The sequence below is a fragment of the Streptomyces sp. NPDC054840 genome (assembly GCF_053611065.1).
Genome location: NZ_JBSGZP010000142.1, coordinates 1 through 13,099, shown reverse-complemented (window position 1 = coordinate 13,099; position 13,099 = coordinate 1). Strand labels below are relative to the sequence as shown.

Sequence of the window (13,099 nt, the reverse complement as noted above, 5' to 3'; positions counted from 1 at the left end):
ACCCAGTCCCCGGCCGATGCGGCCACCGGGGCGAGCGCGGAAACCCCGCCCCGCCCGCCGCGCCGTGCCCGCTCGGTGTCGGAGGGCTCGGCGAGCCAGTCGCCTCCGGCCGACCCGACCGCCCCGGCGTCCCCGGCCGACCCGACCGCCCCGGCGTCCCCGGCCGACGCGGCAGCCCCGGCGGCCGCGCCCAAGCCGGCGCCGCGCAGCTCGGACGCCCCCTGGCACGACCCGAAGCCCGCCTTCGAGGAGCCGAAGGCTCCGGCGAAGCCGCGGCCGGAGACCCCGCCGGACGCCGAGTCGGACGCCGGGTCGGCCGCCGCCCGGGAGTCCGGCCCCAAGACCACCCCGACCACCGACCCCACCCCCGACAACGGAGGCGACGCGTGAACGACGTCCTCGACGTCGCCCTGCGGCTGATCGTCGTCTTCGCCGTCTTCCTCGTGCTCCCGCTCGTCGTCGGGCAGACCGAGCACAAGGTGATGGCCCACATGCAGGGCCGCCTGGGCCCCATGTACGCCGGCGGTTTCCACGGCTGGGCCCAGCTCGTCGCCGACGGAGTGAAGTTCGCGCAGAAGGAAGACATCGTTCCGGCGGGCGCCGACCGCCGGATCTTCCAGCTCGCCCCCGCCGTCGCCCTGCTGCCCTACCTCCTCGTCCTGCTGGCCATCCCGATCGGCCCGGGCGAGGGCGCCGTCGGCCAGGTCATCGACGCGGGCCTGTTCTTCGCGCTCGCCGTCATGGGCGTCGGAGTCCTCGGCTCCCTGATGGCCGGCTGGGCCTCCGCGAACAAGTTCTCCCTGCTCGGTGGCCTGCGCACCGCGGCCCAGCTGCTCGCCTACGAGCTCCCGATGCTGCTCGCCGCCGCCTCCGTCGCCATGGCCGCCGGTACGGTCTCCCTCCCCGGCATCGTCGAGGCCTTCGAGTGGTGGTGGCTGCCCTGGCAGATCGTCGGCGCGCTCGTCTTCTTCATCGCCGGCCTCGCCGAACTGCAGCGGCCCCCCTTCGACATGCCCGTCGCCGACTCCGAGATCATCTTCGGCGCGTACACCGAGTACACCGGCCTGCGCTTCGCACTGTTCCTCCTCGCCGAGTACGCCGGCATCGTCGTCCTCTGCGCCCTCACCACCGTCCTCTTCCTCGGCGGCTGGCACGGCCCCTTCGGCGACGACCTCGGCTGGGTCTGGACCCTGCTCAAGATCGCGGTCCTCGCCTTCGTCGTGATCTGGCTCCGCGTGAGCTACCCGCGGCTGCGCGAGGACCAGCTCCAGAAGCTCGCCTGGACCACACTCATCCCGCTCGCGCTCGCCCAGATCGCGCTCACCGGCATCGTGAAGGTGGCGATCCAGTAATGCCCATCCCCGGATCCGGCCTGGCCAAGGGCCTGGCCGTGACGCTGCGCACGATGACGAAGCGCTCGCACACGGCCCAGTACCCCGACGTCCAGCCCGAACTGCCGCCCCGCTCCCGCGGGGTCATCGGTCTGTTCGAGGAGAACTGCACCGTCTGCATGCTCTGCGCCCGTGAGTGCCCCGACTGGTGCATCTACATCGACTCCCACAAGGAGACGGTCCCGGCGTCCACCCCCGGTGGCCGCGAGCGCAGCCGCAACGTCCTCGACCGCTTCGCCATCGACTTCTCCCTCTGCATGTACTGCGGTATCTGCATCGAGGTGTGCCCCTTCGACGCCCTCTTCTGGTCGCCGGAGTTCGAGTACGCCGAGACCGACATCCACGAACTGACCCACGAGCGCGACAAGCTCCGCGAGTGGATGTGGACCGTCCCGGCGCCGCCCGCGCTGGACCCGGCCGCCGAGGAGCCCAAGGAGATCGTCACCGCCCGCAAGGCGGTGGAGAAGGCCGAAGCCGCAGCAGCCGCGGCGGCCGCCGCCGCCGAAGCCGAGGCCCAGGCGGCCGAGACCGAACCGCCGACCGACCCGACCCCCGAGGGAGACGCGTGAGCCCCGCCACCCTGGCCGCAGCCGCCACGGCCACCGGGCCCGGCTTCCTCTCGCCGACCGGCGTCGAGATCGCCTTCGTCCTCGTCGGACTCGCCACCCTCGGCGCGGCCCTCGTCACGGTCACCACCAAGCAGCTGGTGCACGCCGCCCTGTGGCTGGTCGTCGCGCTCGGCGGCATCGCCGTCGAGTACCTGCTGCTGACCGCCGAGTTCATCGCCTGGGTCCAGGTCCTCATCTATCTCGGTTCCGTGATCGTCCTCCTCCTTTTCGGACTGATGCTCACCAAGGCCCCCATCGGCCGCTCCCCGGACGCGGACTCCGGCAACCGCTGGATCGCGCTCGGCGTCGCCGTCGTCGCGGCCGTGTCGCTGGTCTGGGTGGTCGTCGACGCCTTCCGCACCACCTGGATCGACCTCGACGGACCGGTCCAGGGCTCCACCAAGGTCTCCGGCGAGATCCTCTTCCAGCACTGGGTGCTGCCGTTCGAGGCGCTCTCCGTCCTCCTCCTCGCAGCCCTGATCGGGGCCGTCGTGCTCTCCCGCAGGAACGACCCCGCCGACCATGCCGACCCCGCCGACGCCGCCACCCCGGCCGGCCCCGGCGAGAAGAAGGGCCGGCGCTGATGCACCTCGCCTACCCCGCCGTGCTCGCGGCGCTCCTCTTCTGCACGGGCCTGTACGGAGTGCTCGCCCGCCGCAACGCCATCCTGGTCCTGATGTCCGTCGAGCTGATGCTCAACGCCGTCAACCTCAACCTGGTGGCCTTCGACGTCTGGCTGCGCGACGCCCTGCACGCCGGCCAGGCCCTCACCCTCTTCACCATCGCGATCGCCGCCGCCGAGATCGGCATCGGCCTCGCGATCGTGCTGATGGTGTACCGCAACCGGGGCACCTCCGACGTGGACCGGCTGCGCGACACCGCCGAGGGCCATGAACCCGCCGGGAACTACCAGAGCGAGGTCACCGCGTGAGCACCACGACCCTCGCCGTCCTGGTCCCGCTGCTCCCCTTCCTCGGCGCGGTGGCGGGACTGCTGCTCGGCCGCAGCGCCCCCGGGTTCGTCCGGCCGCTAGCGATCCTGCCGACGCTCGGCGCCGCCGTACTGGCCGTCCTCGTCGCCGTCCGCCAGGGCGGCGGCCGGACGATCAGCGCCGCGACCGAGCTGACCCCGACCGGCTCGGTTCCGATCGACCTCTCGCTCTACATCGACGGCTTCGCCGCGCTGGTCGCCGTCCTGGTCGGGGTCGTCGCCACCTGCGTACAGCTGTACTCGACGGCGTACCTCCGTGAGGACCCGCGCTACCCGTCGTATGCCGCTCTCGTCTCACTGTTCACCTCCGCCATGATGCTCGTCGTCTACTCGGGCGACCTGATGGTGCTTCTGGTCGGCTGGGAAGTCATGGGCATCTGCTCGTACTTCCTGGTCGGCCACTACTGGGAGACCGAAGCGGCCCGCGCCGCCTCCCTGAAGGCCTTCCTCGTCACCAAGCTCGGCGACGTCCCCTTCCTGATCGGCCTGTTCGCGCTCGCCGCCGACGCCGGTTCCTTCGAGATCCCGAAGATCCTGGACACCGTCGCCGACGGCGGACTCGACCACCCGACCCTGATCGCGCTGCTCCTGCTCGCCGGTGTCGCGGGCAAGTCCGCGCAGTTCCCCCTGCACACCTGGCTCCCCGACGCCATGGCGGGCCCCACCCCGGTCTCGGCGCTGATCCACGCCGCGACGATGGTCGCCGCCGGCGTCTACTTCATCGCCCGCCTCCTGCCCGTCTTCGCGGCCTCCCGGGCCGCGCTGGTGGTGATGGCCGTGATGGCGGCCGTCACGATGGTCGGCTCCGGCCTGGCCGCCCTCGCCCAGGACGACATCAAGCGGGTGCTCGCCTACTCCACGATCGGCCAGCTCGGCTACATGGTCGGCGCCCTGGCCGTCGGTGACCGCGGCGCCGCCGTCTTCCACCTCCTGTCCCACGGCGCGTTCAAGGCGCTCCTCTTCCTCGGCGCCGGCGTGATCATCCATGCCGCCGGTACGAACTCCCTGGGCGTCATGTCCCGGATGGACGGTCTGGCCAAGCGCATCCCCGACGCCTTCTGGACGATGACGATCGCGCTCCTCGCGCTCGCCGCGGTCCCGCCCTTCGCCGGCTTCTTCTCCAAGGAAGCCGTCCTCGTCGCCGCCGAGCACACCGCGACCGGCCACTCGGACTTCGCACCCAGCGCCGCCGGCTGGCTGGTGCTCGGCGCCGGTCTGCTGACCGCCCTGCTCACCGCCGCCTACGCCACCCGGCTGTGGCTGATGGCCTTCCGCGGCCGGGGCGCCGCCGCCCCCGACCACGGCAGGGAGCCCCTCGCCATGACCGGCGTGCTGTGGCTGCTGGCGATCCCGTCGATCGGCTTCGGCCTCGCGGCCGGGCGCCTCTCCGACTGGTTCGACGGCGGGGATCTCACCCCGACCCTGGTCACCTCGGTCCTCGGCACGGGCGCCGCGGCCATCGGCGCGATGCTCACCTACGCCCTCTGGCAGCGCGCCTCCGCGAAGGCCGCCCTCGCCGCCGGCACCCGGGCCGCAGCCGCAGCCGCAGTGCCCGCCGCCGTCGTCGCCGCCGAATCCGCCGCGGAAGCCCCCGAGGTGGCCGAGGTGACCCACGATCACCCCGCCGTCCCGACCGGCCCCGCCGCCGACCCCGGCAAGGCGTTCCTCGGCCCGCTGCACCGTCACGCGGCCGCCGGCTTCCACCTCGACGCCGTCTACGACCGGCTGTTCGTCCGGCCCGTCCAGGCAGCCGCGAGCCTCGTACGCTTCCTCGACCGCGAGGTCGTGGACACGTACGTCCGCGGCGCGGGCACCGGCACCCAGCTGCTCGGCAGCCTCGTACGCCGTGCCCAGACCGGCAACGTGCAGAGCTACCTGAGCGCCCTGCTCGCCGGTGCCGTGGTCCTGGCGCTCGCCACCGCCGTCCTCGCCAACGTCAACGCCGGATCGTGAGCCGTGAGGCAGCCGTGATTGATATCAGCCCGTCCGTGATGCAGTTCCTTCTGGCGTTCATCGTGGCCGCACCGCTCCTCGGCGCCGCCGCGGCGTTCCTGCCGGCCCCGCCCGGCCTCAAGGGCAAGAGCCCCCAACAGGCCGTGCTCCGCCACGGTGTGACCCTCACCGGCGTGATCCTCGCCGCGGCCATCGCCCTCACCCTGGGCTTCGACCACGACGCCCCGTCCCGCATCCAGGCGACGACGGACATCAGCTGGATCCAGGCGCTGAACGTCCGGATCCACCTCGGCGTCGACGGCATCTCGCTCCCCCTCCTCCTGATGACCGCGCTCCTGTTCTTCCTCTGCGCGCTCTACAGCTACTTCAAGCTCCCCGCAGGCCCCTCCCCGAGGGCCTTCGTCGCGCTGCTCCTCGTCCTGGAGTCCGGCACCCTCGCGACCTTCGCCGTCCTCGACCTGCTGCTCTTCTTCCTCGCTTTCGAGATGGTCCTCATCCCGATGTACTTCCTCATCGCCCGCTGGGGCGGTGCTCAGCGGCAGGCCGCCGCCTGGAAGTTCATCCTCTACACCCTCCTCGGCTCCGTCGTCATGCTGCTCGGTCTGCTGCTGATCGGACTGAACAGCGGCACTTTCGACATGGTGACACTGGCCTCTGACAACGGCCGCGAACTGTCCCACACCACCCAGATCCTGGCCGTTCTCGCCATCGGCATCGGCCTCGCCGTGAAGACCCCGATGTGGCCCCTGCACAGCTGGCTGCCGGACGCCCACACCGCCGCGCCCACCGTCGGATCCGTCCTGCTGGCCGGCGTCCTGCTCAAGATGGGCACGTACGGGTTCGTCCGCATCCTGCTGCCCATCACCCCCGACGGCATGGCAACCTTCGCCCCCTACCTGGGCGCCTTCGCGGCCGTCGGCATCGTCTACGGATCGCTCGCCTGCCTCGCCCTCGCCCGCAGGGGGAACAAGGGCGACCTCAAGCGGCTCATCGCCTACTCCTCCGTCGGCCACATGGGCTTCGTCCTCCTCGGCATCGCGAGCATGACGCCCACCGGCGTCAACGGCGCCCTCTTCGCCAACATCGCCCACGGCCTGATCACCGGTCTCCTCTTCTTCCTGGTCGGCGCCCTCAAGGACCGCTACGGCACCGCCGACCTCGACACCCTCGCCGGGGCCACCGGTGCTGCTTTGTACGGCCGCGCCCCCCGCATGGGCGCCTTCCTCGCCTTCGCCGCCGTCGCGTCCCTGGGCCTGCCGGGCCTGGCCGGCTTCTGGGGCGAGATGCTGGCCCTCTTCGGCGCCTTCGACCCCGCCCCGGACCTCTCCCGCCCCGCGTTCCTCACGTACATGGCCGTCGGCGCGTTCGGTACCCTGCTCACCGCCGCCTACCTCCTGATCGTCGTACGGCGCGTCTGCATGGGAGATCCGAAAGCCGGCCCCGAGCTCGCCGTCGCGGACATCCAGCGCTACGAGTTCGCCGCCTGGACCCCGCTCGTCGCCCTCACCGTCCTCGCCGGCCTGTGGCCCGCGGTCCTCCTCGGCCTCACCGACCCGGCCGTCCAGAAGCTCCTCGCAGGAGGCAATTCATGACGGCCCTGACGGCCCTGCCGGTCCTCTCAGCCGAGGCCCCGAGCCTGGTCCAGTCCGTCGACTGGCTCGCCCTCGCACCCGTGGTGATCACCGCCGCCGTCGGCCTGGTCGTCCTCGTCGCCGACCTGTTCCTCGCCGAGCGCCACAAGCCCGCCCTCGGCTGGATCTCGGTCGCCGGCCTGGCCGCCGCGACCGCCACCCTGCTGCCCCTGCGCGCCGGTGACCGGTCCACCTTCTGCCTCACCGGCGACCCGGCGGCCTGCAGCTACGTCGCCGACCACTTCACGCTCGTCATCCAGTTCCTGGTGCTGGCCGGCGCCCTGATCACCGCCCTGGTGTCGGTCACCGCCGTCCGTGACGCCCGTATGCCGGCCGGCGAGTACTGGTTCCTGCTGCTCTCCTCCGCCGCCGGGGCGGCCCTGCTGCCCGCCTCCCGCGACCTCGCCACCCTGATCGTCGCGCTCGAAGTCGCCTCGCTGCCCGCGTTCGCCCTCGTCGGCATGCGCCGCGGCGACCGGCTCTCCTCCGAGGCCGCCCTGAAGTTCTTCCTGTCCTCCGTCACCGCCACCGCCGTGTCGCTGATGGGCGTCAGCTTCGTCTACGCCGCCACCGGCTCCCTGTACCTCACCCAGGTCGCCGGCCGGCTCGAAGACGTCCCCGGGCAGCTAGACACCCTCGCCATGGCCGGTGTGGCGCTCACCCTCGTCGGCTTCGCCTTCAAGACCGCGGCCGTCCCCTTCCACTTCTGGGTCCCCGACACCTACGTCGGCGCCCCCCTGCCCATCGCCGGCTACCTATCGGTGATCGGCAAGGCCGTCGGCTTCACCGGCCTCATCCTCGTCACGGTGATCGCCTTCCCGGCCTACTCCGACATCTGGGGCCCCGCCCTGGCCGTCCTCGCCGCACTCACCATGACCCTGGGCAACGCCGCCGCCCTGCGTCAATCGCCGGACCGCCCGAACAGTGCCGTACGGCTGCTCGCCTGGTCCTCGGTCGGCCAGGCCGGCTACCTGCTGGTCCCGATCGCCGCGGCCGCGTACTCCGGGCGCGACCAGATCGGCTCCACCGTCGCCTACGCCCTCATGTACGCCGTCGTGAACCTCGGCGCCTTCGCCGTGGCCGCCCTCGTCGCCCGCACCAAGCCGCTCCACCGCATCAACGACTACCGCGGGCTGTACGCCGAGCGCCCGCTGGCCGCCCTCTCGCTGGGCTTCTTCCTGCTCTGCCTGGCAGGCCTGCCGCCGGGCATCATCGGCCTCTTCGCCAAGGTCACCGTCTTCCGGTCCGCGGTCGACGCGGGCCTGGGCTGGCTCGCCGTGGTCATGGCGGTCAACGTCGTCATCGCCCTGTACTACTACCTGCGCTGGACGGCCCTGCTCTTCCGCACCCCCGAGGGAGCGCAAACCCGTACGCGCGCCCCCTGGCCGGTGGCAGCGGCCGTCATCGTCACCGCGATCACGGCGGTCGTCCTGTCGGGCGCCCCGGAACTCATCCTGCGCGTCACCTCGGGCAACCTCTTCGCGCAGTGAGCCGGCGCGTGTAACCCGTACGGAGCAGCCACCGCCGCGGCCCCGACCTCCCCCGGAGAGGGGCGGCGGCGGGCGGCCGCCCCGCCGCGCCCTGGGAACCTGACGCCCTCACCTCGCGTTGACCAGGAAGGGAGGGTCCACTGGACCGTAGACCCTCACATCCATGACGGGCTCCCCTGCCGCACCACCTGGAGGGCGTACCGTGCACCGCCGGCACAACGGGCTGAAGACCGCCGTACTCCTCGGCGGGCTGTCCGCACTCATCATCCTGATCGGAAGCTTCTTCGGACGGGGCGGCCTGATCATCGCCGTCCTCGTCGCCCTCGGGACGAACGCCTACGCGTACTGGAACAGCGACAAGCTGGCTCTACGCGCGATGCGCGCCCGGCCCGTGAGTGAATTCGAGGCGCCCCAGCTCTACCGCATGGTGCGCGAGCTCTCCACGTCCGCGCGCCAGCCCATGCCACGCCTGTACATCTCACCCACCGAGGCCCCCAACGCCTTCGCCACCGGCCGCAACCCGCGCAACGCCGCGGTCTGCTGCACGGAGGGGATCCTGCGCATCCTCGACGAGCGCGAGCTGCGCGGGGTCATCGGTCACGAGCTCAGCCACGTCTACAACCGCGACATCCTGATCTCCTCCGTCGCCGGCGCCCTCGCCTCGGTGATCATGTTCTTGGTCAACTTCGCCTGGCTGATCCCGATCGGCCGGTCGGACGACGACGAGGGCCCCGGCCTCCTGGGCATGCTGCTGATCATGATCCTGGGCCCGCTGGCCGCCTCCGTGATCCAGCTGGCCATCAGCCGCTCGCGCGAGTACGAGGCCGACACATCCGGCGCACAGCTCACCGGGGACCCACTCGCCCTGGCCAGCGCCCTGCGCAAGCTCGACGCGGGCACCAAACAGCTCCCGCTGCCCCCGGAGCCCCGGCTGGAGGCGGCGAGCCACATGATGATCGCCAACCCGTTCCGTCCAGGCCAGGGCCTTTCTAAGATGTTCTCCACACACCCTCCGATGGCCGAGCGCATCGCCCGGCTCGAACAGATGGCAGGCCGCCGCCAATGAAGACAATCCTCAACATCATTTGGCTCATCCTCAGCGGCGTCTGGCTGTTCCTGGGCTACCTCCTCGCGGGCGCGCTGCTCTGCATCACCATCATCGGCATCCCGTTCGGCATCGCCGCCTTCCGCATCGCCGTCTACGCCCTCTGGCCCTTCGGCTACACCACGGTCGAGCGCCACGACGCGGGCGCCGCGTCCTGCATCGGCAACGTCCTGTGGCTGGTCCTGGCGGGCTGGTGGCTCGCCCTGAGCCACATCGCCACCGGCCTCGTGCTCTGCGTGACGATCATCGGAATCCCCTTCGGCATCGCCAACTTCAAGATGGTCCCGCTCTCCCTGCTCCCGCTCGGCCGCGAGATCGTCCCCACGGACGCGCCGTTCGCCGCTCGGTGACCCGGCCCGTCCTCCTCGCCCGGCTGGGCGAGAACGACGACCACGACGACGAGCAGCCGTGGGCGCTGTGCGAGAGGCCGTGAACGGCCCCGGCGGCACCATGCCGCTGAGCGTCCGTCCCCGGAGCTTCTCCGAGATCCTCGCCCACCTGCGGGAACAGGACCTCGCCGTGGTCCTCGACCGCATTGTCCACAGGCCGAGCGGGTTGTCGGTGGGGTGCGTCACCATGAACGCATGAACGCATGAACGAGACCGAGCAGTTGCTGGAGCAAGTCGCCGAGCGCGCACGCAACTCCGCGCAGGCGTCCGGAGTGCCCCTGCCCGCCACCCTGGGCACAGACGAGATCGCCCGGGCCGAGGGCATACTCGGCTTCGCCCTGCCGCCCCTGCTCGCCGCGCTCTACACCCGTGTCGGCGACGGCGGATTCGGCCCGGAGTGCGGACTGCTGTCACTGCGCCACGCCGTCCGTGCCTACGGGGTGGGCCGCTCGTCGGCCTGGCGCTGGCCCGAGGGAGTGCTGCCGATAGCCGACTTCGGCTGCTCCATGTCCGTCTGCGTCGACTGCCGCTCCGACACCGCCCAGGTCCTGCTCTTCGACCCGAATCTCGGGGAGCCTGAGCTCGCCTGGTCCATCGACACCCCCGGCCTGGCCGCCTGGCTGCGGGGCTGGCTCGACGGCACCGCCTGGTACTGCGACGAGTCGCCGGCGGGGGAGGAGTACGACCTGGAGCTGACGCCCTGGGAGGGGTTCAGATCCCGGATCTGAACCGCCCCCGCAGCCAGTAGACGAAGGCGCCCACCGCCAGCACCGCCGCCCCCGTGACCGCCGACGCGAGAGGCAGCGCGCACGCCAGCACGACACAGCCGGACAGCCCGACCACTGCCACGGTCCGCCCCTTGACACCTGAATCGAGAGTCCACGCGGAGGCGTTCGCGATCGCGTAGTAGGCGAGCACTCCGAAGGAGGAGAAACCGATCGCACCCCGCAGATCGGCGGTAGCCGCCAGCACCGCCACGACCGCACCCACCGCGAGCTCCGCATGGTGCGGCACCTGATGCCGGGGATGGACGGCCGCCAGCGCGCGCGGCAGATGGCCGTCCCGGGCCATGGCCAGGACGGTCCGCGAAACCCCGAGCACGAGCGCCAGCAGCGAGCCCAGCGCCGCCAGGGCCGCGCCCACCCGGACCACCGGGGCCAGTCCGGGCCGCCCGGCCGCCCGCACCGCGTCGGCGAGCGGGGCCGACGACTGCGCCAGCCCCTCCGGGCCGAGCACCGACAGCGCCGCCACCGCCACCGCGGCGTACACCAGCAGCGCGATCCCCAGCGCGATCGGCACCGCCCGCGGGATCGTCCGTTCCGGGTCGCGCACCTCCTCGCCCAGGGTGGTGATCCGGGCATAGCCCGCGAAGGCGAAGAACAGCAGACCCGCGCCCTGCAACAGCCCGAAGATCCCCTGGGCGGATCCGCTCAGCCGCCCCGGGTCGGCCGCCCCGGAGGACAGGCACACCGCGACCACACCGGCCAGCACCGCCAGCACCGCCGCCACGATCAGCCGGGCGATGCGGGCCGACTTCTGCACGCCCCCGTAGCTCGCGGCGGTCAGCGCCACCACCGCCGCGACGGCCACGGCGTGCTGCTGCCCCGGCCAGAGATACGCCCCCACCGTGAGGGCCATCGCCGCGCAGGACGCGGTCTTGCCGATCACGAACCCCCAGCCGGCCAGATACCCCCAGAAGTGCCCGAGCCGTTCGCGCCCGTAGACGTACGTGCCACCGGAGGCGGGATACCGGGCGGCCAGCCGCGCCGAGGAGTGCGCGTTGCAGTAGGCCACGACACCCGCCACGCCCAGCGCGGCGAGCAGGCCACCGCCCGCCGCCCCCGCCGCGGGGGCCAGGGCGGCGAAGATACCGGCGCCCACCATCGCGCCGAGTCCGACGACGACGGCGTCGGACACCCCAAGGGTGCGCTTCAACTCGTTTTCCACGGGCGGAGAGTAACCCCGCTAGATGACGCCCTCCCGGCCGGGCAGTGGAGTCCGCGTGCGCTCCCAGCCCTCCAGGGCGGTCAGGCAGGCATGGTCCAGGTGGCGCAGCCCGCTAAGATCCAGCCGCACAGGATGCCCGTGCGGCAGCGCGTCCAGGGCGTCGAGCAGCTTGGGCAGCCGCAGGAAACTGGCGTTCCCCACGACCCGCACGCACAGCTCCTCGTCCTCCCACACCTCCTCGATGTGCACGTGGGAGGTCTCCCAGGCCGCCTTGGCCACGGCGAGCCCCAGCCCGATCAGCACCCCCTCGAAGAGATTGGTGACCACGATCGCCGAGGCCGTGACCACCAGCACCACCGCCTCGCCCCGGTGCGTCCGCCACAACGCGGCCACCGCCCTGGCCGGCAGCAGCTTCCAGCCCGCGTGCAGCAGCACCCCGGCCAGCGCGGCCAGCGGCACACTTTCCAGAAGCCGCGGAAACACCACGGCGAAGAGCAGCAGCCAGCCACCGTGCAGCACCCTGGCCGCGCGGGTCCGCGCCCCGGCCTCCACATTGGCGGCGCTGCGCACGATGACCGCGGTCATCGGCAACGCGCCGAGCAGCCCGCACACGCTGTTGCCCACGCCTTGGGCGATGAGTTCCTTGTCGTACTCCGTCCTCGGCCCGTCGTGCATGCGGTCCACGGCCGCGGCGCTGAACAGCGTCTCCGCGGAGGCGATCAGCGCCAGCGCGACCACGGTGCCGGCCGCGCCGACCGAGGCCAGCACCTCGAAGTCGCCCCAGCCGGGCGGGGACACGGCTGTCAGTACGCCCGTCACCCGCACCTTCTCCACGGGCAGCCGCAGCAGGACGGCCGCGGCCGTGGCGGCGCCCACCCCGACGAGTGCCCCCGGCACGATCCGCAGCCGGGCGGGCACCCGGCGCCAGGCGACCATGGCGGCGATCGTCCCGACTCCGAGCAGCACGGCGGCCAAGTCGGCCCGCGACCCGAGCTCGTGCACCCCGCGCAGCTTCGCCAGGGTCTGCCCCGGGGCCTCCACACCGCCCAGGGCGTACAGCTGCCCGGAGATCAGTACCAGCCCGATCCCGGCCAGCATCCCGTGCACGACGGCGACGGAGATCGCCCGGAACCACCGCCCGAGCCGCATCATCCCCATACCCAGCTGCCCCACCCCGGCGGCCAGCACCAGCACCCCGAGCGCGGGAAGACCGTGCGCCTGCACCGCCTCGTAGACGAGGACGGTGAGACCGGCCGCGGGCCCGCTCACCTGGAGGGCGCTTCCGCGGAACCATCCGGTGACCAGTCCGCCGACCACCCCGGTGACGATCCCCAGCTCGGCCGGCACCCCGGAGGCGACCGCCACCCCGACACACAGGGGCAGGGCGACCAGCGCGACGACCACGGACGCCCCGAAGTCATCGCGAAACGTGCCGGCCCCAGGCATGCGAGAACCCCCTGCTACGCGGTGATGTGATGCCACCCAGCCTGGTGGGCGCACTCATCGCGTCCCAAGTGATCACAGGAGGCCGCGGTGGCGCGTGCGCCGCACACGCCCCGCACACACACCCTTCGCAACCGCCGCGGCCCGGCGGG

At 72.1% G+C, this 13,099-nt stretch carries 13 protein-coding genes and 1 pseudogene; 12 read left to right on the top strand and 2 right to left on the bottom strand.

The annotated features are described in order from the left end of the window. From ACWGIU_RS13270 to ACWGIU_RS13215, 12 genes and pseudogenes are all read left to right on the top strand, one after another. Positions 1-390: pseudogene (locus tag ACWGIU_RS13270) on the top strand (NADH-quinone oxidoreductase subunit C); the annotation flags it as partial. After that, positions 387-1,352 carry an NADH-quinone oxidoreductase subunit NuoH gene (nuoH, locus tag ACWGIU_RS13265; RefSeq protein WP_453705270.1) on the top strand — a complete coding sequence of 322 codons (966 nt, stop codon included), beginning with the start codon at positions 387-389 and terminating at the stop codon, positions 1,350-1,352. The pseudogene ACWGIU_RS13270 and the gene nuoH, both read left to right, overlap by 4 nt. After that, positions 1,352-1,960 carry a NuoI/complex I 23 kDa subunit family protein gene (locus ACWGIU_RS13260; RefSeq protein ID WP_453705268.1) on the top strand — a complete coding sequence of 203 codons (609 nt, stop codon included), beginning with the start codon at positions 1,352-1,354 and terminating at the stop codon, positions 1,958-1,960. The genes nuoH and ACWGIU_RS13260 overlap by 1 nt, the downstream gene beginning before the upstream one ends. Next, positions 1,957-2,583: an NADH-quinone oxidoreductase subunit J family protein gene (locus ACWGIU_RS13255; protein WP_453705266.1), complete on the top strand. Its 627-nt coding sequence runs from the start codon at positions 1,957-1,959 to the stop codon at positions 2,581-2,583. Before ACWGIU_RS13260 ends, ACWGIU_RS13255 begins: the two co-directional genes overlap by 4 nt. Continuing rightward, positions 2,583-2,930 (top strand): NADH-quinone oxidoreductase subunit NuoK, encoded by a 348-nt coding sequence (nuoK, locus tag ACWGIU_RS13250; RefSeq protein WP_453705264.1) that lies wholly within the window; start codon positions 2,583-2,585, stop codon positions 2,928-2,930. Before ACWGIU_RS13255 ends, nuoK begins: the two co-directional genes overlap by 1 nt. Beyond that, positions 2,927-4,942 (top strand): NADH-quinone oxidoreductase subunit 5 family protein, encoded by a 2,016-nt coding sequence (locus ACWGIU_RS13245; protein ID WP_453705262.1) that lies wholly within the window; start codon positions 2,927-2,929, stop codon positions 4,940-4,942. Before nuoK ends, ACWGIU_RS13245 begins: the two co-directional genes overlap by 4 nt. Before the next feature lie 38 nt (positions 4,943-4,980). Then, positions 4,981-6,534 carry a complex I subunit 4 family protein gene (locus tag ACWGIU_RS13240; protein ID WP_453705274.1) on the top strand — a complete coding sequence of 518 codons (1,554 nt, stop codon included), beginning with the start codon at positions 4,981-4,983 and terminating at the stop codon, positions 6,532-6,534. Then, on the top strand, positions 6,531-8,063 hold the full coding sequence (locus ACWGIU_RS13235; protein WP_453705260.1) for an NADH-quinone oxidoreductase subunit N: 1,533 nt from the start codon (positions 6,531-6,533) through the stop codon (positions 8,061-8,063). Before ACWGIU_RS13240 ends, ACWGIU_RS13235 begins: the two co-directional genes overlap by 4 nt. A gap of 202 nt (positions 8,064-8,265) precedes the next feature. Beyond that, positions 8,266-9,129, top strand: a complete 864-nt coding sequence (htpX, locus tag ACWGIU_RS13230) for a zinc metalloprotease HtpX (protein WP_453705272.1) — start codon at positions 8,266-8,268, stop codon at positions 9,127-9,129. Next, entirely contained in the window at positions 9,126-9,518 is a 393-nt protein-coding gene (locus ACWGIU_RS13225) for a YccF domain-containing protein (RefSeq protein WP_453705258.1), read from the top strand. The genes htpX and ACWGIU_RS13225 overlap by 4 nt, the downstream gene beginning before the upstream one ends. A gap of 58 nt (positions 9,519-9,576) precedes the next feature. Continuing rightward, positions 9,577-9,756 carry a hypothetical protein gene (locus tag ACWGIU_RS13220; protein ID WP_453705256.1) on the top strand — a complete coding sequence of 60 codons (180 nt, stop codon included), beginning with the start codon at positions 9,577-9,579 and terminating at the stop codon, positions 9,754-9,756. A gap of 4 nt (positions 9,757-9,760) precedes the next feature. Beyond that, positions 9,761-10,285 (top strand): SMI1/KNR4 family protein, encoded by a 525-nt coding sequence (locus ACWGIU_RS13215; protein ID WP_453705254.1) that lies wholly within the window; start codon positions 9,761-9,763, stop codon positions 10,283-10,285. On the opposite strand, the gene ACWGIU_RS13210 is transcribed toward ACWGIU_RS13215, so the two are convergent. Continuing rightward, positions 10,269-11,504: an APC family permease gene (locus ACWGIU_RS13210; protein ID WP_453705252.1), complete on the bottom strand. Its 1,236-nt coding sequence runs from the start codon at positions 11,502-11,504 to the stop codon at positions 10,269-10,271. The genes ACWGIU_RS13215 and ACWGIU_RS13210 overlap by 17 nt on opposite strands. 18 nt (positions 11,505-11,522) lie before the next feature. Then, positions 11,523-12,950 (bottom strand): SulP family inorganic anion transporter, encoded by a 1,428-nt coding sequence (locus ACWGIU_RS13205; protein ID WP_453705250.1) that lies wholly within the window; start codon positions 12,948-12,950, stop codon positions 11,523-11,525. Between the last annotated feature and the right edge of the window lie 149 nt (positions 12,951-13,099).

Coding starts and splice junctions, on each gene's coding strand:
- ACWGIU_RS13205 (WP_453705250.1), bottom strand. CDS start 12,950: ATGCCTGGGGCCGGCACGTTTCGCGATGACTTCGGGGCGTCCGTGGTC.
- ACWGIU_RS13225 (WP_453705258.1), top strand. CDS start 9,126: ATGAAGACAATCCTCAACATCATTTGGCTCATCCTCAGCGGCGTCTGG.
- ACWGIU_RS13215 (WP_453705254.1), top strand. CDS start 9,761: ATGAACGAGACCGAGCAGTTGCTGGAGCAAGTCGCCGAGCGCGCACGC.
- ACWGIU_RS13240 (WP_453705274.1), top strand. CDS start 4,981: ATGCAGTTCCTTCTGGCGTTCATCGTGGCCGCACCGCTCCTCGGCGCC.
- nuoK (WP_453705264.1), top strand. CDS start 2,583: ATGCACCTCGCCTACCCCGCCGTGCTCGCGGCGCTCCTCTTCTGCACG.
- ACWGIU_RS13235 (WP_453705260.1), top strand. CDS start 6,531: ATGACGGCCCTGACGGCCCTGCCGGTCCTCTCAGCCGAGGCCCCGAGC.
- ACWGIU_RS13260 (WP_453705268.1), top strand. CDS start 1,352: ATGCCCATCCCCGGATCCGGCCTGGCCAAGGGCCTGGCCGTGACGCTG.